Here is a 24,583-nt window from a genome sequence, read left to right on the forward strand (position 1 = left end):
TGCCACAGGTTTCAGGTGGGGAGGAAGGAGAGAGGGCCGTAGATGGCGGCAGAGGTGTTGGTCTGGTGGGCCCAGTAGCGGTCGCCGTGGGACCAGTGCCACCACTCTGTGGGGTAGTTGACGAGGCCGGCGGATTCGAGGACGGCGGTGAGGATTTTGCGGTGTTCGCGGGCCTGTGGGGAGATGTTGGGGGCGGCGGTGTAGCAGGCGCCGTCGCTTTGTTCGGGGGTGGCGTTGACTTCGGTGCCCATGTCGAGTTCGGTGCCGTCGTCGGTGGTCAGGGTGAGGTCGACGGCGGCGCCGGCGGTGTGGGGGGCGACTTCCAGGGGGGAGACGTAGCGGCTGGCGGCGGTGTGGAGGGCCTCGGGGGACATCGCGGGGTTCAGGGTGCGGAGTTCGTCCTTGTAGTCCTCGAAGTACTTGATCTGCAGGGCCGGGGGCCGGTAGCCCTCCACGACGCGGAGGCGGTAGCCGTGCGGGAGGGCCGACTCGGCTTCGCGGAGGCGGGTGAGCAGGCCTGCGCGCAGGTGCGCGTAGGCGCCTTCGCGGTCGGCGAGGCGGTCGTCAACCGCGAGGAGGCCACGTACGTCCGCCAGCGGCTCGCCACAGTCCTCGACGGGGATCGAGGTCACGCGGGGGTCAGAGATCAGCACGACGTTCCGCATGACCGGCAATTCTGACACAAGCCCAGGTAAGGGTTTTCCCCTGGTCCACCCTGTGTCCGGGGCTGCACCGCCGATGTCCGGCCGATGACACACTGCTTGAGCCGGGTGTCCCGGGACGTTCACCGCCGATGACCGCGACGCGCTGCCTCGGCCGAGCGTCCCCGGAGGTCGCCGCCTGCGGCCGGCCGATGGCACCCCCTGAGCCGACTCGTCCGGTACCCGGACCGTGTCCGCGGATCTCCGCGGGGGCCGCGGGTCGTGGGGTTGGTCAGGTGTCGACGGTGTTGGAGAAGACCTGTTCTCTGGCCTGGGTGAGAGCGGCGGTCAGTGCGCCGCGCAGGACGGGGGAACCGGGGACCTCGGTGACGGTGACGTGGGGGCGGCTGGGGCAGATCGCGGCGACGGCCTCTTCGACTCTTGTGGTCAGTGCGGTGCCGCCGGCGCGGCCCACGTCGCCGCTGAGGACGACCAGTCTCGGGTCGAGGACGACGGTGACGGCGGCCACGCCTATCGCCAGGCGGAGGGCCAGTGCGTCCAGGAACGGGTCGCAGGCAGTGGTCACCGCGGTGCGGACGATGTCGGCGGCGGTGACGTCGGCGGCGGCGGGGACGCCGTGCTCGCGGGCCAGAGAGGTGACGGCGGTGAGGCCGACCAGGCGCTGGAAGGAGCCGGACTGGGGGGCGGTGACGTCCACGGGGAGGGGTTCGCCGGGGACGGGGAGCCAGCCGATCTCGCCGGCGCCGCCGGTGAAGCCGCGGTGGAGGCGGGAGCCGAGCATGACGCCGAGGCCCTGGCCGACCCCGGTCCACACCAGGACGAAGTCGTCCACGCCGCGTGCGGCGCCGTGGGAGTGTTCGGCGAGAGCCGCGAGGTTGACGTCGTTCTCGATCATGACGGAGGAGCCCAGCGCGGCGCGCAGGTCGGCGAGGACGCCGGCGTGCCAGGCCGGCAGGTCGAAGGAGAAGCGGACGTCGCCGGTGCGCGGGTCCACGACGCCACGGGTGCCGATGACGAGGGCCCGCAGGCTGGCGAGGCTGATCCCGGCTTCGTCGCACACGCGCCGTACGGCGGCGTGCACGGCCTTGACGGGGTCCACCGAGCCGGCGACGTCCACGGTGCGCTCGGCGACGACCGTCCCGGTGATGTCGGCGACGCCGGCGGTGACGCTTCCCGGCTGGACTTCGAGGCCCGCGACGTAGGCGCTGGACGGCACCACGGCGTACAGCGCGGCGTTGGGCCCGCGGCCCCCCGGCCGTTCCCCCGAGACGGCGACGAGCCCGCGTTCCTCCAGGCGGGCCAGGAGCTGGCCGGAGGTCACCTTGGACAGCCCGGTGTGCTCACCGAGCTCGGCCCTGGTCAGCGGCCCGATGGTGAGCAGCAGTTCGAGCGCGGCCCGGTCGTTGAGCTTGCGCAGCAACCGGGGGGTTCCGGGGTGTCCCTGAGACATGGGGCGGAGGCCTCTCGTCACGATCCGCTAACGGACGTTTTTTTTAATAAAGTTTCTTGTTAGTTTAACGGCAGTCGCCCCGCAGGCAAGGGATCAGGACCTCGGGGTGCCGCAGCGCAGAGCGCGAGGACGGCGCTTCACCAGGTCGCACGCCCTGACACGTGCCCGGGTAGGCGTGATGCCCGACGCGAAGCCGGGAAGGGAGAACCCAGACGTGAAGATCGTGAAGATCACCGCCGCGGCCGCCACCACCGCCGCACTCGCCCTCGCCGTCACCGCGTGCGGGAGCGGCGGCTCAGGCGAGCCGGCCCAGCCGCAGGCCTCGGCCAGTGAGGCGGGGCCGAAGTTCGCCGGCCAGAAACTGACCGTCTGGCGGCTAGGCGCCCCCAACGACGTGCAGGACAAGTACATGCAGGACGTCAACGCCGCGTTCAAGCAGCAGACCGGCGCCGACGTCACCGTGCAGTGGATCCCCTGGCCGGACGCGCAGAAGAAGTGGACCGCCGCACTGGCCGGCGGCGAGGGCCCCGACGTCACCGAGTTCGGCAACGACCAGGTCGCCGCCTGGGTCGCGCAGGACGCGCTCACCGACATCACCGACCTCGTGAAGTCCACGCCGGACTTCCAGCAGATCCCGCAGAACCTGTGGGGCTACGAGACGATCGACGGCAAGGTCTACGCCGCGCCGTGGGGTGGCGGCACCCGGGCCGTGCTGTACCGCAAGGACTGGTTCGACGACCTCGGCATCAGCGCACCCAAGACCTGGGACGAGCTGGTGGCCGCGGCCAAGAAGATCGTCGCGAAGAAGGGCAAGGACGTCGACGGCTTCGCCTTCAACGGCGGATCCGACGCCAACATGTCGCTGTCGCCGTTCGTGTGGTCGGCAGGCGGCGACTTCGCGTCCTTCGACGGCGGCAAGTGGGTCGGCAAGCTCACCGAGCCCGGCTTCAAGGAGGGCTTCGCGTTCTACACCGGCCTGGTGGCCAAGGACGGCGTGTCCGGCAAGGGACGCCTGTCGCAGAACTCGGTGGACATCGGCCAGCGCTTCGCCGCCGGCAAGGTCGGCATGTACGTCACCGGCGGCTGGGACATCGCCACCATCAAGGAGCAGAGCAAGGGCAAGGTCGGCGACGACCAGATGGCCTTCTTCTCGCTGCCGGCCAAGGACGGCAGCGGCCCCGCGCCGGCGTTCCAGGGGGGCAACGACATCGCCATCTGGAAGGACGCCAAGAACCCCGAGCTGGCCGCCGAGTACCTGAAGCTCGCCGCCGGCAAGGAGTACGGCACCCGGTACGCCAAGGAAGGCGGCCTGCTGCCGCTGTACCCCGACGCGCTCGCCGAGTACGCGAGCGACCCGGTGCAGGCGCCGTTCGCCGAGACGTTCAAGGTCGCCAAGGGCTTCCCCGCCGACCCCAACTGGGCCGAGGCCAACGACACCAAGGCCGTGCTGCAGAACGCGGCCCGCGCCGTCATCGAGGGCAAGAAGGACGTGGACACCGCTCTCGCCGACGCCAACACCGAGCTCGAAGCCATCCTGAACCAGCAGTGACGATGGCCCAGACGTCCACGATCGCCCGGGGCGGGGACACCTCCCCCGCCCCGGCGCGGCACCGGTCCGGCCGGCCGCGCCGGCGCGGCGCACTGTCCCCCAAGGCCGTCCCCTACGTGCTGCTGATCCCGGGCCTGCTGGTCATCGCGGCACTGCTGCTGTACCCGCTGTACCAGATGGCCGACATGTCCCTGCACAAGGTGGGACTGCGGCAGATCCGTCCGAACCCCCAGCCCGCGGAGTTCGTCGGTCTCGGCAACTTCACGCAGGTCTTCGAGGCCGACCTGTTCTGGACGTCGCTGCGCAACACGGTGGTCTTCGCCGCGGTGACGGTGGCGCTGACGCTGGTCGCCGGCACCCTGGTGGGACTGCTCCTTCACCGGCTCGGCAAGAAGATGTCGGCCTTCCTGATCGTCGGGATCATGGCGGCCTGGGCCACGCCGCCGACCGCGTCGGCGATCATCTGGAAGTGGTTGTTCGACTCCGACGCGGGGGTCGTCAACTGGATGCTCGATCTGCTGCCGGACGGGGTGTCCTCACTGCTGTTCGGCCGGTCGGACTGGTCGGGTCACCCCTGGCTGAACGACGCCACCACGATCTACCTGGTGCTGGTCGTGGCGGTGACCTGGGCCTCGTTCCCGTTCATCGCCGTGTCGGTGCTCGCGGGCCTGAAGAGCATCCCCTCGGAGCTGTACGAGGCGGCGCGGGTGGACGGGTCCACGCCGGTCAAGACGTTCACGCGCATCACGTTCCCGCTGCTCAAGCCGGTGTTCTCGGTGCTGCTGGTGTTGTCGATCATCTGGGACTTCAAGGTGTTCACCCAGCTGTACGTGCTGGCGGGAGGCACGACCAACCGCGAGGCCTTCAACCTTTCGCTGTGGGCCTACACCGAGGCGTTCAGCGCGCCGCCGAAGATGGGGATCGGCGCGGCCATCGCCGTGCTGCTCACCGCGATCATGCTCGTGATCACCGCCGTCTACGTGCGGCAGATCGTCAGGACGGAGGACGTGCGATGAATCCGCGGACCGCCAAGCGCCTGAGGGGGTTCGGTCTGAACGGCCTCGCGGTCGCGGTGTTCCTCGTCGCGGTGTTCCCCGTTTACTGGATGGTCGCCACCGCGTTCAAACCGAACGACGAGATCTTCACGACGCGGTTCATCCCGTTCCCACTGGCGCCGACCTTCGACCACGTGTCCCGTGTGCTCACCAAAGGTGTCGCCGGTCACTCGATCTGGCAGTACCTCGCGAACAGTGCCGTCGTGGCCGTCGGCACCGTGCTCATAGGCTCGTTGTTCGCGCTGCTCGCCGCGACGGCGGTGGCACGGTTCCGGTTCCGGTTCCGCACGTCGTTCCTGATCCTGCTGCTCATCGTGCAGATGGTGCCGGGAGAGGCGCTGCTCATCCCGCTGTTCCTGATGGTGCGCAGGCTCGGGATGTACGACCAGCTCATCGGCCTGATCGTCGTCAACGTCGGCTTCACGCTGCCGTTCGCGATCTGGATGCTGCGCACGTTCGTCGCGGCGGTGCCGAAGGAACTGGAGGAGGCCGCCGCCATCGACGGCGCCGGAAGGTTCGTCACCTTCTGGCGGGTATTGTTTCCCCTGGTGGCACCTGGTCTGGTCGCGACGAGCATCTTCTCGTTCATCACGGCGTGGAACGAACTGGTCTTCGCGCTGACCCTGATCAACGACCAGGGCAAGTACACGATGCCGGTGGCGTTGCAGTTCTTCACCAGCCAGAGGTCCACGGACTGGGGCGGCATCATGGCCGCGTCCACGCTGATGACCATCCCGGTCGTCGCGTTCTTCCTGCTGGTGCAGCGGCGCATGGTGACGGGCCTGGTCGCCGGCGCCGTGAAGGGCTGACCCTTTCCGCGCTTCCCTTCTAGTCAAGGAGTCGAGTACAGCCATGTCTGAGATCTCCGCAACGTCCACCGGCGTGTCCGCCACGGACGACCCGGGGCTGCGCCGCCTGGCCGCCGGCACGCTGCTCGCGGCCTTCCCCGGCACCACCGCACCCGAATGGGTCCTTCGCGACCTGGAGAACGGCCTCGGCGGGGTGACGCTCTTCGGCTTCAACGTCGCCTCGGCCGAGCAGCTCGCCGCGCTCACCGCGCGGCTGCGGTCCGCCGGCGACCCCGTCATCTCGCTCGACGAGGAAGGGGGGGACGTCACCCGGCTGGCGTACCACGTGGGGAGCCCCTACCCGGGGAACGCGGCGCTCGGCGCGGTGGACGACGTGGAGCTGACCCGGAGGGTGTACCGCTCCATCGGCGACGATCTGCTGCGCTGCGGGGTGAACCTGGACATGGCGCCGGACGCGGACGTCAACACCGCCGACGACAACCCGGTCATCGGGACCCGGTCGTTCAGCGCCGATCCCGCGCTCGTCGCACGTCACACCGTCGCCGCCGTGGAGGGGTTGCAGGAGACCGGTGTGGCGGCGTGCGTCAAGCACTTCCCCGGCCACGGGGCCACGCGGCAGGACTCCCACCTGGAGATCCCGACGGTGGACGTGTCACGTGAGGTGCTGTGGGAGCGTGAGCTCGTGCCGTTCCGTGCCGCGATCTCGGCCGGAACGAAGTCGATCATGACGGCGCACGTGCGGGTCCCCGTGCTGACCGGCTCGGCGCCTGCCACGTTGTCCTCCGCCGCGTTGACCGAGCTCCTCAGGGGTGAGCTCGGGTACGACGGTGTGGTGGTGTCGGACGCGCTCGACATGCACGCGATCAGCCGGAGCGTGGGGCTCGGCGGCGGGGCCGTGCTGTCCCTGGCCGCCGGGTCGGACCTGCTGTGCCTCGGCCCGTTGCCGACGTTCGAGGAGATCCGGGAGATCGAGTCCGCGATCGTGTCGGCGGTGCGTGAGGGACGGTTGCCGGTGTCGCGGCTGGAGGAGGCGGTGGACCGGGTGGCGCGGCTGCGGACGTGGTTCGGCACGGCCCGGCGTGAGCCCCGCGACGGCCAGGTGATCGGCCTGACGGCCGCGCGCCGTGCCGTACGGCTCTCCGGGGCGCCGGCGCCGCTGGTCGACCCGCTCGTGGTCGAGGTCGACACGCCGCCGTCGATGGCGGTCGGGGATGTCCCGTGGGGGTTCACCCCGTGGCTCCCTCAGGCCGAGATCACCCGGGTCAAGCCCGACGAGGCCGACGCGCCGGCCCTGCTGACCCACGCGAAGGACCGTTCCCTGATCATCGTCGTGAAGGACGCGCACCGGCACGACGAGAGCCGCTCCTTCGTGTCGGCCCTGCTGACCGCACGTCCCGACGCGACCGTGGTCGAGATGGGCCTGCCGATCTGGCGACCCACCGCCGCCACCTACATCGCGACCTACGGCGCGGCCCGCGCGAACGCACAGGCCGCCGCCGAGTTGCTCACCGCGTAGCCGACCGGCCTGGCACCGTACGAAGGCGCCGGATTCGCCGCACCACGTCCCACCGCGTCGGCGCCGGTCAAGCATCCCGGGTGGGGAGGCGGCTCAGGAGTCCGACCGGCCCTTGGGCCGACTCACCTCGACCCGAAGCTTGCAGACCCCGACGGGACGAACCTGCCGGCCCCGGAGGAGATGCGGCTCAGGGGTCCGACCGGCGCTTGGGTCGCCTCACTGTGAGCAGAGTCAGCGGAGGGTGCAGAGTTGGAGGGGGCCTTCGGGGGTGGTGCAGGGGCGGAAGCCGGCGTCGGTGAGGGTCGTGCGGGACAAGGGGTGGTGGCGGGTGAAGGCCAGGAAGGAGGCGGCCAGGGTGCCAGGGGGTGGGGGGGACTTGGTGTAGGCGTATTCGACGGTCCACAGGGGGTAGCCCGTGTCGACGGCCGTGGAGGCGTCGAAGGCGCGGCCGTCGAGGGTGAGGGCGGTCACGCGGTTGGCACGGCGGGACTCGACGAGGGACTGTGCGTCGGAGTAGCCGATGGCGCCGGGGATGTCGGCGATCTTCTGGACGATCTCGGAGTTGTGCTCGCGCTCACAGCGGATGGTGGGGCTGCGGGGGTCGCGGTCCTTCTCCAGGCACAGGTCCGAGGAGATCGGGCCCTCGGAGGCGCCGTCGAGCACCTGCTGCTGGAACAGCTTGCGGGTGCCTGAGTTCTCGCCGCGGCCCACGATGCGGATCGGGAGGGAGCCGGAGACGGCGCCGGGGACCTGGCTCCAGTCGGTCCAGGTGCCGTCGTAGATCTTGCGGAGGTCGGCGGTGCTCAGCGTGGTCAGCTTCACGTCGCTGTTGACCACCACGTAGTACACCACGATCGCGATCTTCTCGCTGTGGAGCCGGTCGTGGAACTGGCTCGTGCCGTCGGAGAACGCGAGCCGTTCGGCGGCCTCGCCGGGACCGGCCTCCACGATCCCGCGTACGCCGTCACGCGAGCCGTTGCCGTTCAGCGTGATCCGCGCTCCGTCGCCGCACGCCTGGACGTACTGGTCGCGGATGACCTCCATGGCCGGCATGAACACCGTGGAGCCCTCGATGCGCAGCGTCCCCGACGCGCACGCCACGGTGCCGGCGGCCGGCGGCGGGTCGGTGACCTGGCTGAGGACCAGCAGGACGGTGAGCACGGCGGCGAACACCCCGCTGACCCGGGAGAGGGTGAACCGCCTCCGCGTGCCCTCGTCCTTGATCAGCCCGGTGTCCCGCAGCTTCCCGTACTGGTCGACGGTCTTGGTGACGTCCCCGTCCCCGGCCTCCCCTGGTTCGCGCAGCACCACGACGAGCTTGGCCTTCTGTCCCGGCCGCAGGCGCAGCCCGTCGACGCGCACCCCGAGCCAGTGCGGCTCCGCGATGTCCTGCCCGTTGGACGCGCCGAGCCAGCGGGTCATGCGCTCCGACAGCCGCTGCCGCACGGTCCGCAGGTCGTCGCGCGGCGGCGGGTTCTCCTCGGTCGAGAAGAACCGCAGGCCTTCGCGCAGCCGCGCGCGCAACTCCGGCGTGCTCGCCTCCGAGACCCGTGCGTTCCACACCACACGGCCGCCGAACGTGAACGACAGCGGTGTGTCGAAGTCGTCGGGCCCGATGTCGTAGCTGCCGTTGTTGCGTATCCGGATGACGACCATGCTCATGCGGTCCACCAGCCGCAGCACCTGGCGCAACTGGGGCGGCCCGGACCGCGCCGGGTCGCCGCCGTCGTGCAGCGTCTCGGGGCCGAGGCCGATCTTGGAGTTGTACAGCACGCGGAACGCCAGGCGCTTGCGGCGCACGAGCAGCCGGTCGAAGTAGGGGGTGGCGATCAGCAGGACGATCGAGAACAGCACCGGGCCCGCGCCACCGATGAAGTCGACCACCCTCGCCAGCCACTCCAGCACGGCCACCAGACGCACCCCCTCGCGACTGGTTCCGATTCTCGTGGCGCTGCGACGACGGTCCGCGACCGGTGACGATCAGTTCATGGGGAATTCAACCTCCGGACACCGTTCGCGAGGAAAAGCCGGAACGGACCGTCAGCGAGGGGTCAGGAGGTGAACAGCTCCTCGCGCGCCTGCTCCAGGCCGGCGAGAACGGCCCCGCGCAGCACGGGGCGGCCGTGTACGCGGCTGACGACGACCTCGGGGCGGATGGGGCAGATGCGGGCCACGGCCTCCTCGACCCGGCCGGTGAGCTCGTCCCCGCCGGCCCGGCCCACTTCGCCGTTGAGGACGACCAAAGTGGGGTCGAGCACGACGCAGACCGAGGCGACCCCCAAGGCGAGACGGTGGGCCAGCTCGTCGAGGAAGGCGGCGCCTGCGGGGCCGCTCTTCACCGCGGCGCGCACGGCGTCGGCGGCGGTGCCGCCGGCGAAGCCGTACGGCTCGGCGAACTCGGCGACGGCCTCGGCGCTGATCAGGGACTGGAGTCCGCCGGCCAGGGAGGGGAGGCGGCCGGGGACGGCGCGGACGTCACCCGCGGTGGGGACGCCGGGGACGGGGAGGTAGCCGATCTCGCCGGCGCTGCCGGACCTGCCGCGGTGCAGCCGGCCGCCGAGGACGACGGCGAGGCCGACGCCGCGTTCGATCCAGAGCAGGACGAAGTCCTCGACGCCTTTGGCGGCGCCTTCGGCGCGCTCGGCGATGGCGGCGAGGTTGACGTCGTTCTCGATGGTCACGGGACGGCGCAGGTCGCGGGCCAGGGCCTCGTGGCTGCCTTCGTGCCAGCCGGGGAGGTCGAAGGAGAAGCGGACGTCGCCGGTGCGGGGGTCGACCACGCCGGGGGTGCCGATCACGATGCCTCGCAGGCGCGACAGCGCGACCTTGGCGGAGCGGCAGGCTTTCACCACCGCGTTGTGCACGACCGTCACCGGGTCGTCGTGGCCGTCGGTGGGGACGGTGACCTCGGCGACGACCTCGCCGTTGATGTCGGCAACGGCCGTGGTGACCGACTCGGGGCCGACGTCGAGGCCCGCGACGTAGGCGGCGGAGGGGATGACGCCGTACAGCGCGGCGTTCGGGCCGCGGTTGCCGGCCTGCGCCCCCACCACCTCGACCAGGCCTCGCTCCTCCAGGCGTGACAGGGTCTGGGACGCGGTGACCTTGGACAGGCCGGTGAGGTCACCGATCTGCCCGCGGGTCAGCGGACCCGAGGAGAGCAGCAGCTCCAGCGCGGCCCGGTCGTTGATCTCCCGCAGCAACCTGGGCACGCCAGGACGTCGCTCCATCGCATGCTTTCCTGTCGTCGATCCCCGTGGGGTCCACCGCACCGTTCCATCGGTAAACCTTCCTGCGAGTTTAGCGCCATCACCTGCGCTGTCGGCCCTCTTGCCTTCGACCCCCGGCAGACCCGAGGATCACTCATGTCCCCGGCCCGAGGAGTGCGCATGCGCGACATCGACACGGCCGTCCCCGAGCGCTCACGACCTCTGGAGCGCCTGTCGGAACGGCTCACCCCGCGCCGGGCCGCGACGCTCACGCTCGCGCTCGGCATGGTGCTGCTGACCGACGTGCTCGGTGTGTTCCTGCCGTCGCTGATCACCCTGTACGGCCAGGCGGGGTCAACTCCCCCGGAACGCATGGGGCTGTTCGCGGCGCTGTGGTTCGTGCTGCCGTTCGCCGCGATCCCGCTGACCCGCCTGGCCGGGCCTCGTGCGGTGCTGCTCGGCGGCGCGGCGGTGCTGTGCGCGGCCCGCCTCGCGCTCCAGGGGCCGGTGACCGGCATGCCGCAGCTGTACGTGGCCGGCGCCGGGGTCACCGCCGCGCTGGTCTTCCTGTACGGCTGCGCGCGCATGGTCCCGCGGCCCGCCGTGGCGACCGGACTGGCCGGCGGTCTCGCCGCGGCCGGGGTGCTCCATCTGGCGCTGGACCAGGTGGACGCGGTCTGGCGGGACGGGCCGGTGGTGTACGTCGCCGTCGCCACCGGATGCGCCGTCTTCCTGGTGTGCGCGTGGCACGTCGTGGCCGCCAAGGACGTCGCGCCTGCCGGGGTGTGGGCCGTGCTCGGGCCGGTGGTCGCGCTGCACGGCATGCTGCTCACGCCGCTCGGCCTGGCCGACCGGCCGCGTGCGGAGCAGGCGGGGCCGTGGCAGGTGGCGGTCGTCGCGGCGGCGCTGGTCGCGGCACAGTTCCTGCTGGTGTCGTTCGCGGCCCGGCCACCCCGGCCCGCGTGGGTGATGGCGGTGCTGCTGCCGGTGGCGGCGGGAGCCCTGCTGCCGGTCGAGTCGCCGCTGGTCGCCCTGCTGGTCGCTCCCGCGCTCGGGGCCTGCCTCGGGACGGCGGGGCTGCCTCGGACCGGCGGCGCGGCACGCGGCGGCGCGACGCTGCTCGGCGGGATGCTGATCTTCCTGGTGGCCGTGTTCCTCTACTACGCCGCCTACGACACCGATCTCGGCTTCCCCAACGCCGTGGTGCCCGCGGTTCTCGGCGCGCTGACCGGCCTGGTGGCGCTGCGGGCCGGGGGCTCCTCCGGTACGGCGGCGCGGCCCCGGCCGTACCGCCTGGCCGTGGTGGCGGCGGTCACCGCGGTGGCGGTGGCGGCGCTGACGTGGCGGCCCCTGCCTGCGGTACAGCCCGCGGTGCGCACGGCGGCCGGGCCGGAGTTCACGCTGATCGCGTACAACATCAGGATGGGTTTCGGCCTGTCCGGCACCCTGGACCTGGACAGGATCGCCGGTTGGGCCAGGAGCGAACGGCCGGACGTGGTGCTGCTGTCGGAGGTCGACCGGGGGTGGCTGCTCAACGGCGGCCACGACGACCTCGCGAGGATCGCCAAGGGGCTCGGCATGCGGTACCACTTCGCGCCGGCCGCCGACGCGCTGTGGGGAGACGCGCTGCTCACCAACCTGCCGGTGCGGCAGATCACGTCCCACCCGCTCGGCCGGCACGACCACCCGACCGGCGCGCAGGCGCAGGCGGCGGTCGTGGAGATCGGCGGACAGGAGGTGGGGATCGTCGGCACCCACCTGCAGGCCACCGCAGGACAGGCCCCCGAGGTCGCCGCCATCGCCGCCGACCTGGCACGCGGCGCGACCACCGGGGCCGCCGGGACGGCGAGGGCCTCGGGGCCGGTGACGCGGCGCGTGCTGCTGGCGGGGGACCTCAACGTCACCAAGGACGACCAGGAGATGCGGGTGCTGGAGGGGGCCGGGCTCACCGATCCGCTGATCGGGCTCGGCGACCCGCCGACGTCTCCTGCGGACGCGCCGGTCCAGCGCATCGACCACGTGCTGCTCGGCGCGGGCCTGACGGCCGTGTCGGCGAAGGTACCGAGGGTGACGTACTCCGATCACCTTCCCGTTGTCGTGAGGCTGCGGCTGAGCGACCTGCGACAGGCGGGATAATCAGCTACATGCGACTTTCCGCCCGCGTCGACTACGCGCTGCGCGCCGCCGCCGAACTGGCCGCGGCCGGTAGCGGCCCCACCACGGTGGGCGAGCTCGCCAAGGAGCAGGAACTTCCCCCGAAGTACCTGGAGAACATCCTGCTTCAGATGCGCAGAGCGGGCCTCGTCCGCGGCCAGCGCGGCCCCGAAGGGGGTTACGTGCTGGCCAGACCCGCCGCGCAGATCACGCTCGCCGACGTCATCCGTGCCGTGGACGGCCCGCTCGCCAACGTGCGCGGCGAGCGGCCCGAGCACGTCGGCTACCGTGGCGCGGCCCGCTCGCTGCAGGAGGTGTGGATCGCGCTGCGCGCCAGCGAGCGCATGATCCTCGAAGAAGTCACCTTGGAGCAGATCGCCTCAGGCACGCTGCCGTCCAGGGTGATGGAGCTCGCGGCCGACCCCGCCGCCTGGGACTGACGTGCCCGAAGGCGACGCCGTCCACCGGACCGCAGTCCGCCTGCGCGCCGCCTTGGACGGCAGGGTCCTGGTCCGCAGCGACTTCCGCGTGCCGCGGCACGCCACGGCGGACCTGTCGGGCCGGGCCGTGCTGACCACCGAGTCCCGGGGCAAGCACCTGCTGACCCGGATCGAAGGCGGGCTGACCGTGCACACGCATCTGCGCATGGACGGCACGTGGCGGGTGCAGCGGGCCGGCACGCCGGTGCGGCGCGGCGACGCCGTGCGCCTGGTGCTGGTCAACGATCTGCGGCAGGCGGTCGGCGTGAAGCTCGGCATGGTGGACCTCGTGCCGACCGACCAGGAGGACCGCCTGGTGGGCCACCTCGGCCCCGACCTGCTCGATCCGTCGTGGAGCGCCGGTCACGCCGAGCGTGCCGCCGCCAACCTGGCAGGTCACCCGGCGGCGACCATCGGCGAAGCCCTGCTCGACCAGCGCAACGTGGCCGGTCTCGGCACCATCTGGCGCGCCGAGACCCTGTTCCTCGCGGGCCTGTCGCCGCACCGGCCCGTCGCGGACGTCCCTGACCTGCTCAAGGTGGTGGATCTGGCGCACCGGCTGCTGTTCTCCGCCAAGGACGCGTCCGGCGGTCCGGTCACGACCGGCGATCCGCGTCCGGGGCACCGCCTGTGGGCCTACGGCCGCGCGGGCCGTCCGTGCCTGCGCTGCGGCACGCGCATGCTCGGGGGCGAGCTCGGAGAAGGCCCGTACGAGCGCGTGATCTTCTACTGTCCCGCCTGCCAGCCGTGACCGGGTGAACCCACGGCGGACGTGGGCCGGGGTGACGTGCGGCGGCACGAGAGTGACGGTTACCTGGGCCGGCGCGGGGACGTGGAGCCGGCTACCGGACGCGATTCACGGACATGGGGGCTCGGGGGTGCGGCGCGCGGGCCCGTAGAGGCTCGGGGTGCGGCACGCGGGCCGGAACTGCCGGACTGAGCGGCCACCCGTAGGGGGTGCCGGATCCAGGTGAGATCTCCGGAAGGCGCTCGCGAGGGGACGGCACGAGGCATAGGTCGTAGAGGACGTGGCGGCCGGGGCCGTCGCTGACGGGCGAGGGCCGGGGACGCCGGGAGGCGGTGGCCGGTGGCGCCTAGGCGGCGACCATGTCCTTGACTTCGGGGAAGCCGTCGAACTCCGGACCTGACATCGTGCTGGACACGGTCTCGGACATAGGCAGACGCTCGTGCTCGGGAACGTCGGCCAGGACGGGTGCGTGCTGGAGCTCGGCCAGTGCGAACTGGTCGGACACCTCGCGGAGCACCTGCGACAGCGGCACGCCGAGAGCGCCGCAGATCGACGCGAGCAGCTCCGATGACGCCTCCTTCTGGCCACGCTCCACCTCGGACAGGTAGCCGAGGGAGACACGTGCCACGGTGGAGACTTCTCGAAGGGTGCGGGCCTGCCGCACCCTCAGCCGCCGCAGGACGTCACCGAGCAGCTGACGCAGCAGGACCATCTGTCGCTCCCTCCCGGGCGCAGGCGTTTTCACGACGCTCCGCGCGGTCGGTTCGTATCGCCCATTCTTCGAATGCCCTTCGTGCATGCTCCTCGCCGTCATCCTGGGTTCGCTCGGCCCTGTAGCCGGGCGCACGCCGGACTTACTCCTCACCGATGGGTCACGAACCTCGCTCACAGCTCCACCGTACCCGCATGGGCCAGCAGGGCGGCAGACCGTGCGGAGCATGTTCGCTGGTGACGTAACGCGGTAATCATCCGGTATGTTCCCCCACTGAGGCGTCCAGCACACTTCTCAGAAGATCCAAACTCTCCCAGACGGTGTTTTCGCGGATCTGTTCCCGGGAACCGGCCAGCGACACATCACGATGCCACAAGGCCGACTCCGGCCCGCTTAGCGCGATATGCACGGTACCGACGGGCTTGCCGTCCTGCGGGTCGGGCCCCGCGACGCCGGTCACCGCGAGGCCGTACGTGGCGGCGGCCAGGTCACGGACACCGCGGGCCATGGCCGCGGCGACCTCCGGGTGCACGGCACCCTCCCGATCGAGTAGATCTTCGGGAACCCCGAGCAGCGACGCCTTCAGATCGGTCGCGTACACGATCACGCCGCCGCGGAACGCCGCGGACGCGCCGGCCCGCGCGGTGATCGTCGCGCCGAGCAGCCCTCCGGTCAGCGACTCGGCGACCGCCACGGTGGACCCGCCGCGCACCAGCGCGGCGAGCACCCCGGCCGCCGCCGCGTTCATCCGCCTCTGGCCTTACGCGCTACGGCGCGCAGCCGCACCGCGCGGTTGACGTAGTCGGCGCCGGTGGCGACGGTCACCAGCAGCGCCGCACCCATCGCCACCCACCGCAGCGGGTCAGGTGTGCCCGGCAGGACGTACAGCGCGATGGCGACGATCTGCAGCACGGTCTTGACCTTGCCGCCGTAGCTGGCCGGGATGACGCCGTGCCTGATCACCGCGACGCGCAGCGCCGTGACGCCGACCTCCCTGGCGAGAATCACCACGGTGACCCACCAGGGCAGCTCGGCGAGTATGGACAAGGTGACCAGAGCGGCGCCGATGAGCGCCTTGTCGGCGATCGGGTCGGCGATCTTGCCGAAGTCGGTCACCAGCCCGTACCGCCGCGCGAGCCATCCGTCGAGCTGGTCGGTGAGCGACGCCAGCAGGAAGACCACCAGCGCGAAGTAGCGCCAGCCGGGACCGTCGACGAACATGCCGGCGACGAAGAGCGGGACCACCAGCAGCCGGAGCACGGTGAGCACGTTGGCGACGTTCCACGGACTGACCCGGCGGCCCGCGGACGGCGTGAGGTGCTCGGTGCCGGCCTCCGAGTCGTTCGTCATGGCCCGGCCTTGATGCGGGCTATGAGATCGACGCCTTCGGCGTCCACGACGGTCGCACGCACGATCTGGCCCGGCACCAGCCCGATGCCCTGCACGGTCACCGAGCCGTCCACCTCGGGCCCCTGGTGGGCCGCACGGCCCTCGTAACCGCCGTCCCCGAGGTCCTCCTCGACGAGGATCTCGATCTCGGTGCCGATGCGCTCCTCGGCCCGCTGCGCGGTGAGCTCCTCGGCGAGCTCGCTGAGCGTCGCGACCCGCTCGTCGACGACGTCCTGCGGGACCTTGCCGTCCAGCCTCGCCGCCTCGGTGCCGTCCTCGTCGCTGTAGCCGAACACGCCGATGACGTCCAGCCTGGCGCGGTCGAGGAAGCCCACCAGGTCGGCGAACTCCTCCTCGGTCTCGCCGGGGAAGCCGGCGATGAAGTTGGACCGCACCCCCGCCTCAGGCGCGAGGGCTCGGACCGACTCCAGCAGGTCGAGGAACCGCGCCGGGTCGCCGAAGCGGCGCATGCGGCGCAGCACAGGGCCGCTGGCGTGCTGGAAGGACAGATCGAAGTACGGCGCGACACCCTCGGTGCCGGCGATGACCTCGATGAGGCCCGGCCGCAGCTCGGCGGGCTGCAGGTAGGAGACCCGCACCCGCTGGACGCCGTCCACGGCGGCGAGCTTCGGCAGGAGTTTCTCCAGCGCGCGCAGGTCGCCGAGGTCCTTGCCGTACGACGTGGAGTTCTCGCTGACCAGCACGAGCTCGGTGACCCCGCGCGCGGCCAGCCACTCGGCCTCGGCGAGCAGCTCGCCGGGGTCCCGTGAGACGTACGCGCCGCGGAAGGCCGGGATGGCGCAGAAGCTGCACCGCCGGTCGCACCCCGAGGCGAGCTTCAGCGAGGCCACCGGCCCCCCGGTGAGCCGTTTGCGCAGCGTGCGCGGGCCGCTCGCCGGAGCGAGGCCCTCGGGGAGCTCCCCGTGACCCGGGATGTGCGCGGCGGCGCCGCCGCGCTCAACGGGGCTGATGGGAAGCAGGGTGCGGCGGTCGCGCGGTGTGTGCGGCGTCAGCGACCGGCCCTCGACGACGTCGTCGAGGCGGCCGCCGATGTCGGTGTAGTCGTCGAACGAGATGACCGCGGCGGCCTCGGGCAGCGCGTCGGCCAGCTCCTTGCCATAGCGCTCGGCCATGCAGCCCGCGGCGACGACCTTGGCGCCTGAGTCGGCGGCGGCGAGCAGCGTGTCGATGGAGTCCTTCTTCGCCGAGTCGATGAAGCCGCAGGTGTTGACGACGACGACGTCGGGGTGGTCGTCGTCGAGCCGCCACCCGGCGGCCTCCAGGCGCGCGGCCAGCTCCTCGGAGTCGACCTCGTTGCGCGCGCAGCCCAGTGTGATCAGCGATGCGGTTCGGCGGGAAGACATGATGGCTCTACGGTATCGGCAGTCGGCCCCCACACGGCGCACTCCCCCCGTTCTTGCGCCGGTATCCCCGCTTGACGCGCCGAGCGGCGACCCGGGACAGGCGGCCGGCCGCCGCCGCGGGTCACCGTGAGCGCGGCGGCTCCGGGCCGAACGTCCTGGTGACGAGCTCACCCGGCTTGCCGGGGACGCCGAGCCGCTTGCCGTTGACCTTCAGCACGACACCGCCGGCGTTGCCGATGGTGATCTGCATGCGGTTGCGTGCCTTCCAGGTGGAGGTGACCCCCGCCGGCAGGGTGCCGCGGAACACCGGCTTGCCCTTGCTGTCGCTGATCTCCACCCACGAGGGTTTGGTGGCCTTGACCTGGAGCGTCACCATGTCGCTGACCGGCGCCGCGGGGGCCTTGGCCGCGACGGGGGGCCGGGACGGCGTCGCGGGGGCCTTGGCGGACGGGGCGGGCTTGGCGGCGCTCTCATTGGCCGTGGGGGTGCTGGAACCGCTCATGACGCGGGTGACGCCGAACACCGCGACGATGGCCAGGGCGATGGCCATGGCGGTGGACCAGTTGGGGCTGCGCCGCTCACGGAGCTTGATGCGGCTCTCGGCCTGGAAGACGGCGGCGGCCCGCACCGGGGCCGGCGCGCCGCCGTGCTCCTCGTCGAACTGGTGGACGATCGCGTCGGGGTCCAGCCCGACCGTTCGCGCGATGTTGCGCACGTGGCCGCGAGCGTAGAAGTCGCCGCCGCACATCGAGAAGTCGTCCCTCTCGATGGCGTAGATCACCGTCTCTCTGATGCGTGTGCGGCCGGACAGCTGCGCGACCGTCATGCCGGCCGCGTCGCGTGCCGCGGCCAGCGTCACCCCGATGCTCATGAGTCCCCCTCGCCGGGCGGCCACGCTCCCGCCCACTTTCTCATTTCCCACATTCCGACGATGCGTAGTCATTCATATTCAACCAGTTATCGCCGGGGGAAGTGTGGAGGGGTCACCCTCCCCGCAAGTCGGCGAGCAGGCCGGGGAGCCCGTCGGGCTGGACGAGGACCTCACGCGCCTTGGAACCCTCGCTCGGGCCGACGACGTTCCTGCTCTCCAGCAGGTCCATCAGGCGGCCCGCCTTGGCGAAGCCGACGCGCAGCTTGCGCTGGAGCATGGACGTGGAGCCGAACTGCGTGGTGACGATCAGCTCGGCGGCCTGCACCAGCAGGTCGAGGTCGTCGCCGATCTCCTCGTCGATCTCCTTCTTCGCGGTGGCCGTGGCGGCGACGTCGTCGCGGTACTCGGCCTGCATCTGCGCCTTGCAGTGCGCGACGATGTCGAAGATCTCCTTCTCGGAGACGTAGGCGTTCTGCAACCGCATGGGCTTGCTGGCACCCATCGGCAGGAACAGCGCGTCGCCCTGGCCGACGAGCTTCTCGGCCCCCGGCTGGTCGAGGATGACGCGCGAGTCGGCGAGCGAGGAGGTGGCGAACGCCAGCCGCGACGGCACGTTCGCCTTGATCAGGCCGGTGACGACGTCCACGCTGGGCCGCTGGGTGGCGATCACCAGGTGGATGCCGGCGGCGCGCGCGAGCTGGGTGATGCGGACGATGGAGTCCTCGACGTCGCGGGGGGCGACCATCATCAGGTCGGCGAGCTCGTCCACGATGACCAGCAGGTAGGGGTAGGGCTGGTACACCCGCTCGCTGCCGGGTGGCGCGGTGAGCTTGCCGGCGCGCACCGCCTTGTTGAAGTCGTCCACGTGGCGGAACCCGCTCGCGGCGAGGTCGTCGTAGCGGCGGTCCATCTCGCCGACCACCCATTCGAGGGCCTCTGCGGCCTTCTTGGGGTTGGTGATGATCGGGGTGATGAGGTGGGGGATGCCTTCGTAGGTGTTGAGCTCGACCCGTTTGGGGTCGACCAGCACCATGCGCACCTCGTCGGGGGTGGAGCGCATCAGCACCGAGCAGATCAGGCCGTTGATGCAGGTGGACTTGCCGGCGCCGGTGGCGCCGGCGATGAGGATGTGCGGCATCTTGGCCAGGTTGGCGACGATGGTGCGTCCCTCGACGTCCTTGCCGAGGCCGACGATCATCGGGTGGTGGTCGGCCTGCGCCACCTGGGACCGCAGCACGTCGCCGAGGCTGACGAGGTCCTTGTCGGTGTTGGGGATCTCGACGCCGATGGCCGACTTGCCGGGGATCGGGGACAGGATGCGCACGTCGGCGGACTTGACGGCGTAGGCGATGTTCTTGGTGAGCGCCGTGACCTTCTCGACCTTCACCGCGGGGCCGAGCTCGATCTCGTACCGGGTGACCGTCGGGCCGCGGGTGAAGCCGACCACCTGCGCGTCGATGGCGAACTGCTCCAGCACGCTGCTGAGCGCGTTCACCACGACGGTGTTGGCCTTGGTCTGCGGCTTCGGCGGCGTGCCGGAGCGCAGCGTGGCGACGTCCGGCAGGGTGTAGGGACCCTCCTGCGAGGACAGTACGAGCTGCTCGACCTTGCGCGGCGCCGGGGTCGGCTCCGGCGGCTCGGCGGCCCTGCGCTCCACCGGCGCCGGCGGCTCCTCGTCCACGAGGCCCGGCACGATCTCCGGCGAGTGGTCGGCGAGCCGGCCGGGCCCGTCGTCCACCAGCGGCGTGTCGTACGGCTTGCCGTGCTCGCCGACGTCACCTTCGCCGTCGCTCTTGCCGGAGGACGCGGCGCGGGGCTTGCGTGTCCGCTTCACCGGCGGCTTGGCGTCGCCGGCGCCGCTCTTCTGGAACAGCATGTGGTGGATCTCGGCGAGCCGCTCGGGCACCCGGTGCACCGGCGTGGCGGTGATCACCAGGACGCCGAAGCCGGAGAGCAGCATCAGCAGCGGGATCGTGACGAAGGCGGGAAGAACGCTGGACGGCGGCGCGGACACGATGAAGCCGATCATGCCGCCGGCCGCGGAGACCTTGTCCATGCCGTCGGTCGGCGCGGGGCCGGAGGGGTACGGCGTGGCGTGCGCGACGTGCACGATGCCGAGCACCCCGGCGAGCAGCGCGGTCCACCCGATCATCATGCGGCCGGTGTCGGCGTTCTGGTCGGGGTGGCGCAGCAGCCGCCAGGCGATCAGCGCGAGCAGGACCGGGACCGACCAGGCCAGCGAGCCGAGCACCCCGCGCAGCACGGCGGTCACGACGGTCGCGGCGGCCCCCTGGCCGGTACGCCACGTCATGGCGGCCACCGCGATGGCCAGCGCGAGCACGGCGAGACCGAGGCCGTCGCGCCGGTGCGCCGGGTCCAGCTCACGCGCCTGCTGCCCGAACGCGCGCGCGGCGGTGCCGATGCCGTTGGCGAACAGCAGCCACACGCCGGCGAAGAGCTTGCCGATGGCGAGGAACACCCAGCCGATGGGATCGGGCTGGGTGTGCGCCTGACGGGCCGGGGTGCGGCTGCCGGAGCGCGCTCCCGTGGGCCGCGCGGCCTTGGCGGGCGAGCGCTTGGCGGGGGACGTACGCGACGGCGCTGACCGCTTCGCCGACCCCTTTTGGGTGGATTTCGACGTACGGGTGGCCATGGTACCGAGGGTACGCATGAGGCATCTCCCGCCAGAGGAGGCGCGCCGCGTCTCACCGTGTTTCCAGCCGGGTTTCCAGCCGGGTTTCCAGCCGGCCCGCCGGAAGCCGGAGAAACCGGCCGTACGGCGACGAGCCGGCCCCCACCGCCTTGGCGAGCACGGAAGATGGCCCGTGACCTGGCGTGACGAGGCGGAGGAGCGGTCCTCCCCCGCCTCGCGCCGGTTCTCTACTTGTCCGACTCCAGGGTGCCGCCGTTGGCGACGTCCGACTTCTCGATCTCCCAGAACACGATGCGGACCGCCTCCCTGCGTGCCTTCAGGATGTCCACGGCCGCCTCGGTGACCGCCGCCACGAACTCGCGGCGCTGGTCCATGGTTCGACCCGACAACAGCTCGACGGTGATGTTCGGCATGATGTCCTCCTGTCGGCATTCTGTTGCATCACATAAAATCAAATTCCACTACATGAACCAAGAAGGAGATCCGGTGTGGACGTGGTGGTGATCGGCGAACCGCTGGTGGAGTTCTCGGCGTCCGTGCCGCTGACCGAGGCGGACACCTTCCACTTGTCGTTCTCCGGCGACGCGCTCAACGCCGCCGTGGCGGCCGCCGCCGCGGGGGCCCACACCGCGCTGGTGACCCTGGTGGGGGACGACGAGTTCGGCGAGCGGCTGATCGCGTTCGCGCGGGGCCACGGCGTCGACACCACCTGGATGACCCGCGGCCCCGGCTCCACCGGCGCGTATGCCGTCGGCGCGGACCCGAGCGGCGAGCGCGCGTTCGCGTACCTGCGCGCCGGCAGCGCCGCCTCCCGCATGGGGCCCGCCGACCTGGCGCGCGTGCCGCTGGCGCAGGCGTCGGTGCTGGTGGCAGGCGGCATCACCGCCGCGTTGTCCCCCTCGTGCGCGCAGGCCGTGCGGTACGCCGCCGAGACCGTCGGCGGCGCCGGAGGCACGGTCGTGTACGACCCCAACTTCCGGTCGCGGCTCACCACACCGCCGGCCGCGACCCGCTTCCTCACCGACCTCGCGCCGCACGTGGACCTGCTGACACCGTCGTGCCCCGGCGACAGCCTGCCGCTGCTCGCCACCGCCGACCCCCGCGAGGCGGCCCTGGCGTGCCTGCGCCTCGGGGCCCGCGCCGCCGCCGTCACCCGCGGCCCCGACGGCGTGCTGCTCGCCTCACCGGACGGCTTTGAGCACGTCCCCGCCGTCCCGGCCACGCACATCGTGGACCAGACCGGCGCCGGCGACGCGTTCACCGGCGTGCTCGCGGCGAGGCTCGCCGGAGGCGACCGCCTGCCGGACGCCGTACGAGCAGGCACCGCGGCCGCCGCCATCAGCCTCACCGGCCGCGGCGGCACCGGCACGGTCGCCACCGCCGAGCAGATCGACCGCCTCCTCGCCGCCTCCCCGCGGCCCTGACCCACGGCGAGCGTCACCGCACGACAAGCCGCTCCCCCATGGCGATCCGCTGTCAGTAAGCTCGGCACGTGGTCAGGGAAGGCAGCTCCATCGACAAGGCGCTCGCGGTGCTGGAGGCGATCGCCGAGCACCACCGGGTGACCGACATCGCCGCGGCGACCGGCGTCTCCAAGTCGACCGTCCACCGCGTCCTGCAGTCCCTCGTCGAGTGGGGATTCGCGCGGCAGGACGGCACCGGTGGTTACGAACCCGGCCCCCGCATCCTCACCCTCGCCGGCAAGGTCATGAGCCGGTTCGACCCGGCGCGCCAGGCCGACGCCGCGCTGCGCGCGCTGCACGAGAGCACCGGGTACACCACCCACTTCGCGATCCGCGGCGGCGACGAGGCCGTGTACGTCGCCAAGCTGGAGGGCCGCAGGCCCTACCAGATGCCGTCGCGGGTCGGCATGAGCCTGCGCCTGCACTGCACGGCCATCGGCAAGGCCATACTCGCCGAGCTCCCCGACGCCGAGGTCCGCGCCATCTGCGCACGCACCGGCCTGCCGGGCCACACCCCGAACACCCGCACCACCGTCGACGACCTGCTGGCCCACCTGAAGGACGTCCGCGCCGCCGGCCACGCCGTGGACGACGAGGAGAACGAGCCAGGCGTCCGCTGCGTCGGCGCCGCCGTCTTCGACCACACCGGCGCCGTGCTCGGCGGCATCTCCATCTCCACCCTCGCCATGGACATGAGCCGCGCCGCCTTGGCGGACCTCGCACCGTCCGTCGTCGCCGCGGCGCGCGAGGTGTCCCTGGCCCTCGGCGCGCCTCCGGCCGTTCAGCGGGCCAGCCAGCCGCCGTCCACGGCCAGGACGTGACCGTTGACGTAGCTCGCGGCGGGTGAGGCCAGGAAGACGGCGGCGCCGGCCAGGTCGTCCGGGGTGCCCCAGCGGCCGGCGGGGATCCTCGCGCGGATGGCCGGCTCGCGGTCGGGGTCGGCGCGCAGTGCCTCGGTGTTGGCGGTGGCGATGTAGCCGGGGGCTATGGCGTTGACCTGGACGTTCCTGGCGGCCCACTCGCAGGCCAGGGCCCGGGTGAGGCCGGCGACGGCGTGTTTCGCGGCGGTGTAGCCGGGGACGTTGACGCCGCCTTGGAAGGACAGCATCGAGGCGATCATGATGATCTTGCCGGTGCGGCGGTCCAGCATGGGGGTGGCGACGGCCTTGGTCAGGAGGAAGACCGCGTCGAGGTTCACGGTGAGGACGTCGCGCCAGTCGGCGTAGGAGTGGGCCTCGGCCGGGGTGCGGCGGATGACGCCGGCGTTGTTGACGAGGATGTCGATCCGGTGCCGCTCCAGCAGGGTCGCGGCGGCCTCGGGGAGTCCTTCGGTGTCGGACAGGTCGTGGATCCAGCGCCAGGCGTGGCGGCCGGCCTTGCGGACCTCGGCCTCCACCTCGTCCAGGTCGTCGTGGTGGCCGTGCAGGATGACGTCCGCGCCGGCGCGTGCGAGACCTACGGCGACGGCGCGGCCGATGCCGGTACGGCTGCCGGTGACCAGCGCGGTGCGGCCGGCCAGGGAGAACATGTCCCGCTCGCGGGGCTCGCCGGTGGTCGTGGGGGTTGCCGGTGCCGGTCCCAGGGCCCCAGCGGCACGGACGGGCTCTGTCGTGCGGCTCCCGGAGATGTCCGGGGTCCCGGTGGTCATCGCATCGCGCCGATCGCGACCTGTTCCATGTCGTCGTAGGCCTGGTTCTCGCCACCCATGGCCCAGACGAAGGAGTAGTTGCGGGTGCCGAAGCCGCAGTGCACGGACCAGCAGGGGGAGATGACGGCCTGGCGGTCGGCGACGATCAGGTTGCGGGTCTCGTCGGAACGGCCCATGAGGTGGACGATCCGCTGGTCCTCGGGGAGGTCGAAGTAGAAGTAGACCTCGGTGCGGCGCTCGTGGGTGTGGCACGGCATGGTGTTCCACATGCTGCCGGCGGCGAGGACGGTCACGCCGAGCACCAGTTGTGCGCTCTGGATGCCTTTGGCGTGGATGTACTTGTAGATGGTGCGCTCGTTGGAGCCTTCCCGGCCGCCGAGGTGGACGGGCTCGGCGTCGGCGAGGCCGGCCTTGGCGGTCGGGTGGTCGGCGTGCGCGGCGGTGGAGACCAGGTAGAACGGGCCGCCGGTGAAGGTGACCTCACGTGAGCCGCGGCCGGCGTACAGGCACTCCTTGGGGCCGAGGTCGTACGCGGCGCCGTCCACGGTGACCGTGCCGGGGGTGCCGACGTTCACCACGCCGAGCTCGCGCCTCTCAAGGAAGTACTCGGCACGCAGCTCAGCGGGACACGGCAGCTCCAGGGTGCCGTCGCCGGGGGACGCGCCGCCGATCACGATGCGGTCCTCGTGGGAGTGGACGAGGGTGACGTCCCCGGGGGTGAACAGGCCCTCGGCGAGGAACCTGGCGCGCAGCTGTTCTGTTGTCATGCCGGGCACCTGGTCGGGTGCGGTCGCGTGCCGTGTCTCCACCATGCCTCCGATTCCAGTACATGAGATTTCGTGTCACGTCATA

The 24,583-nt window shown here is 71.6% G+C and carries 22 protein-coding genes; 9 read left to right on the plus strand and 13 right to left on the minus strand.

The annotated features are described in order from the left end of the window. Nucleotides 1–11 precede the first annotated feature (11 nt). Both BJ992_RS22700 and BJ992_RS22705 read right to left on the minus strand, forming a co-directional pair. Nucleotides 12–665, minus strand: coding sequence for a M15 family metallopeptidase (locus BJ992_RS22700; protein ID WP_184984224.1), 654 nt, complete (start codon nt 663–665; stop codon nt 12–14). Nucleotides 666–933: 268 nt separating this feature from the next. Further along, nucleotides 934–2,112 (minus strand): ROK family transcriptional regulator, encoded by a 1,179-nt coding sequence (locus tag BJ992_RS22705; protein WP_184984226.1) that lies wholly within the window; start codon nt 2,110–2,112, stop codon nt 934–936. A 214-nt stretch (nt 2,113–2,326) separates the two neighbouring features. On the opposite strand from BJ992_RS22705, the gene BJ992_RS22710 reads away from it, so the two are divergent. The 4 genes from BJ992_RS22710 to BJ992_RS22725 are packed head-to-tail and all read left to right on the plus strand — an operon-like array spanning nt 2,327 to nt 7,041. Further along, nucleotides 2,327–3,661, plus strand: a complete 1,335-nt coding sequence (locus BJ992_RS22710) for an extracellular solute-binding protein (RefSeq protein WP_184984228.1) — start codon at nt 2,327–2,329, stop codon at nt 3,659–3,661. 2 nt (nt 3,662–3,663) lie between these two features. Beyond that, on the plus strand, nt 3,664–4,677 hold the full coding sequence (locus tag BJ992_RS22715) for a carbohydrate ABC transporter permease (protein ID WP_184984230.1): 1,014 nt from the start codon (nt 3,664–3,666) through the stop codon (nt 4,675–4,677). After that, on the plus strand, nt 4,674–5,525 hold the full coding sequence (locus BJ992_RS22720; protein WP_184984232.1) for a carbohydrate ABC transporter permease: 852 nt from the start codon (nt 4,674–4,676) through the stop codon (nt 5,523–5,525). The genes BJ992_RS22715 and BJ992_RS22720 overlap by 4 nt, the downstream gene beginning before the upstream one ends. A gap of 43 nt (nt 5,526–5,568) precedes the next feature. Continuing rightward, nucleotides 5,569–7,041: a glycoside hydrolase family 3 protein gene (locus BJ992_RS22725; RefSeq protein ID WP_184984234.1), complete on the plus strand. Its 1,473-nt coding sequence runs from the start codon at nt 5,569–5,571 to the stop codon at nt 7,039–7,041. A gap of 231 nt (nt 7,042–7,272) precedes the next feature. Here the strand turns inward: BJ992_RS22725 and BJ992_RS22730 are convergent, their stop codons facing one another. Then, complete coding sequence (locus BJ992_RS22730) at nt 7,273–8,952, minus strand: substrate-binding domain-containing protein (RefSeq protein WP_221474935.1); 1,680 nt, start codon at nt 8,950–8,952, stop codon at nt 7,273–7,275. 140 nt (nt 8,953–9,092) lie between these two features. Further along, nucleotides 9,093–10,271 (minus strand): ROK family transcriptional regulator, encoded by a 1,179-nt coding sequence (locus BJ992_RS22735; RefSeq protein WP_184984236.1) that lies wholly within the window; start codon nt 10,269–10,271, stop codon nt 9,093–9,095. Nucleotides 10,272–10,430: 159 nt separating this feature from the next. Here BJ992_RS22735 and BJ992_RS22740 point away from each other — a divergent pair, with 159 nt between their 5' ends. From BJ992_RS22740 to BJ992_RS22750, 3 genes are read left to right on the plus strand one after another with little or no spacing between them, the layout of a single operon-like run. After that, nucleotides 10,431–12,386 carry an endonuclease/exonuclease/phosphatase family protein gene (locus BJ992_RS22740; protein ID WP_184984238.1) on the plus strand — a complete coding sequence of 652 codons (1,956 nt, stop codon included), beginning with the start codon at nt 10,431–10,433 and terminating at the stop codon, nt 12,384–12,386. A gap of 8 nt (nt 12,387–12,394) precedes the next feature. Next, complete coding sequence (locus BJ992_RS22745; protein ID WP_184984240.1) at nt 12,395–12,844, plus strand: RrF2 family transcriptional regulator; 450 nt, start codon at nt 12,395–12,397, stop codon at nt 12,842–12,844. 1 nt (nt 12,845) lies between these two features. Beyond that, entirely contained in the window at nt 12,846–13,634 is a 789-nt protein-coding gene (locus tag BJ992_RS22750) for an Fpg/Nei family DNA glycosylase (protein ID WP_184984242.1), read from the plus strand. A gap of 343 nt (nt 13,635–13,977) precedes the next feature. Here BJ992_RS22750 and BJ992_RS22755 read toward each other — a convergent pair whose 3' ends face one another. The 7 genes from BJ992_RS22755 to BJ992_RS22785 form a co-directional block, all read right to left on the minus strand. Further along, nucleotides 13,978–14,343 (minus strand): helix-turn-helix domain-containing protein, encoded by a 366-nt coding sequence (locus BJ992_RS22755; protein WP_184984244.1) that lies wholly within the window; start codon nt 14,341–14,343, stop codon nt 13,978–13,980. Between the two features lie 253 nt (nt 14,344–14,596). Further along, a complete protein-coding gene (locus tag BJ992_RS22760; protein ID WP_184984253.1) occupies nt 14,597–15,091 on the minus strand; it encodes a CinA family protein in 495 nt (164 codons plus the stop codon). Continuing rightward, complete coding sequence (pgsA, locus tag BJ992_RS22765; RefSeq protein WP_184984255.1) at nt 15,088–15,693, minus strand: CDP-diacylglycerol--glycerol-3-phosphate 3-phosphatidyltransferase; 606 nt, start codon at nt 15,691–15,693, stop codon at nt 15,088–15,090. The genes BJ992_RS22760 and pgsA overlap by 4 nt, the downstream gene beginning before the upstream one ends. Continuing rightward, a complete protein-coding gene (rimO, locus tag BJ992_RS22770; RefSeq protein ID WP_184984257.1) occupies nt 15,690–17,096 on the minus strand; it encodes a 30S ribosomal protein S12 methylthiotransferase RimO in 1,407 nt (468 codons plus the stop codon). Before rimO ends, pgsA begins: the two co-directional genes overlap by 4 nt. A gap of 121 nt (nt 17,097–17,217) precedes the next feature. Further along, nucleotides 17,218–17,967 carry a helix-turn-helix domain-containing protein gene (locus BJ992_RS22775; protein WP_184984259.1) on the minus strand — a complete coding sequence of 250 codons (750 nt, stop codon included), beginning with the start codon at nt 17,965–17,967 and terminating at the stop codon, nt 17,218–17,220. A gap of 112 nt (nt 17,968–18,079) precedes the next feature. Next, complete coding sequence (locus BJ992_RS22780) at nt 18,080–20,620, minus strand: FtsK/SpoIIIE family DNA translocase (protein ID WP_184984261.1); 2,541 nt, start codon at nt 20,618–20,620, stop codon at nt 18,080–18,082. 227 nt (nt 20,621–20,847) lie between these two features. After that, nucleotides 20,848–21,033: a tautomerase family protein gene (locus BJ992_RS22785; protein WP_184984263.1), complete on the minus strand. Its 186-nt coding sequence runs from the start codon at nt 21,031–21,033 to the stop codon at nt 20,848–20,850. Between the two features lie 75 nt (nt 21,034–21,108). On the opposite strand from BJ992_RS22785, the gene BJ992_RS22790 reads away from it, so the two are divergent. Beyond that, nucleotides 21,109–22,044 carry a sugar kinase gene (locus tag BJ992_RS22790; protein WP_221474936.1) on the plus strand — a complete coding sequence of 312 codons (936 nt, stop codon included), beginning with the start codon at nt 21,109–21,111 and terminating at the stop codon, nt 22,042–22,044. 68 nt (nt 22,045–22,112) lie between these two features. Further along, the gene (locus BJ992_RS34380; RefSeq protein ID WP_184984265.1) at nt 22,113–22,904 is read left to right on the plus strand and encodes an IclR family transcriptional regulator domain-containing protein; all 792 of its coding nucleotides are present in this window, start codon (nt 22,113–22,115) and stop codon (nt 22,902–22,904) included. Here the strand turns inward: BJ992_RS34380 and BJ992_RS22800 are convergent. Further along, the gene (locus tag BJ992_RS22800; protein WP_281390445.1) at nt 22,865–23,731 is read right to left on the minus strand and encodes an SDR family oxidoreductase; all 867 of its coding nucleotides are present in this window, start codon (nt 23,729–23,731) and stop codon (nt 22,865–22,867) included. The two genes, BJ992_RS34380 and BJ992_RS22800, sit on opposite strands and share 40 nt — an antisense overlap. After that, complete coding sequence (kduI, locus tag BJ992_RS22805) at nt 23,728–24,543, minus strand: 5-dehydro-4-deoxy-D-glucuronate isomerase (protein ID WP_184984267.1); 816 nt, start codon at nt 24,541–24,543, stop codon at nt 23,728–23,730. Before kduI ends, BJ992_RS22800 begins: the two co-directional genes overlap by 4 nt. Nucleotides 24,544–24,583: the final 40 nt, after the last annotated feature.

This window comes from Sphaerisporangium rubeum (assembly GCF_014207705.1).
GTDB classification, from domain to species: Bacteria; Actinomycetota; Actinomycetes; order Streptosporangiales; family Streptosporangiaceae; genus Sphaerisporangium; species Sphaerisporangium rubeum.

Coding starts and splice junctions, on each gene's coding strand:
- BJ992_RS22700 (WP_184984224.1), bottom strand. CDS start 665: ATGCGGAACGTCGTGCTGATCTCTGACCCCCGCGTGACCTCGATCCCC.
- BJ992_RS22705 (WP_184984226.1), bottom strand. CDS start 2,112: ATGTCTCAGGGACACCCCGGAACCCCCCGGTTGCTGCGCAAGCTCAAC.
- BJ992_RS22715 (WP_184984230.1), top strand. CDS start 3,664: ATGGCCCAGACGTCCACGATCGCCCGGGGCGGGGACACCTCCCCCGCC.
- BJ992_RS22720 (WP_184984232.1), top strand. CDS start 4,674: ATGAATCCGCGGACCGCCAAGCGCCTGAGGGGGTTCGGTCTGAACGGC.
- BJ992_RS22725 (WP_184984234.1), top strand. CDS start 5,569: ATGTCTGAGATCTCCGCAACGTCCACCGGCGTGTCCGCCACGGACGAC.
- BJ992_RS22735 (WP_184984236.1), bottom strand. CDS start 10,271: ATGGAGCGACGTCCTGGCGTGCCCAGGTTGCTGCGGGAGATCAACGAC.
- BJ992_RS22740 (WP_184984238.1), top strand. CDS start 10,431: ATGCGCGACATCGACACGGCCGTCCCCGAGCGCTCACGACCTCTGGAG.
- BJ992_RS22745 (WP_184984240.1), top strand. CDS start 12,395: ATGCGACTTTCCGCCCGCGTCGACTACGCGCTGCGCGCCGCCGCCGAA.
- BJ992_RS22755 (WP_184984244.1), bottom strand. CDS start 14,343: ATGGTCCTGCTGCGTCAGCTGCTCGGTGACGTCCTGCGGCGGCTGAGG.
- BJ992_RS22760 (WP_184984253.1), bottom strand. CDS start 15,091: ATGAACGCGGCGGCGGCCGGGGTGCTCGCCGCGCTGGTGCGCGGCGGG.
- pgsA (WP_184984255.1), bottom strand. CDS start 15,693: ATGACGAACGACTCGGAGGCCGGCACCGAGCACCTCACGCCGTCCGCG.
- rimO (WP_184984257.1), bottom strand. CDS start 17,096: ATGTCTTCCCGCCGAACCGCATCGCTGATCACACTGGGCTGCGCGCGC.
- BJ992_RS22775 (WP_184984259.1), bottom strand. CDS start 17,967: ATGAGCATCGGGGTGACGCTGGCCGCGGCACGCGACGCGGCCGGCATG.
- BJ992_RS22780 (WP_184984261.1), bottom strand. CDS start 20,620: ATGGCCACCCGTACGTCGAAATCCACCCAAAAGGGGTCGGCGAAGCGG.
- BJ992_RS22785 (WP_184984263.1), bottom strand. CDS start 21,033: ATGCCGAACATCACCGTCGAGCTGTTGTCGGGTCGAACCATGGACCAG.
- BJ992_RS22800 (WP_281390445.1), bottom strand. CDS start 23,731: ATGACCACCGGGACCCCGGACATCTCCGGGAGCCGCACGACAGAGCCC.
- kduI (WP_184984267.1), bottom strand. CDS start 24,543: ATGGTGGAGACACGGCACGCGACCGCACCCGACCAGGTGCCCGGCATG.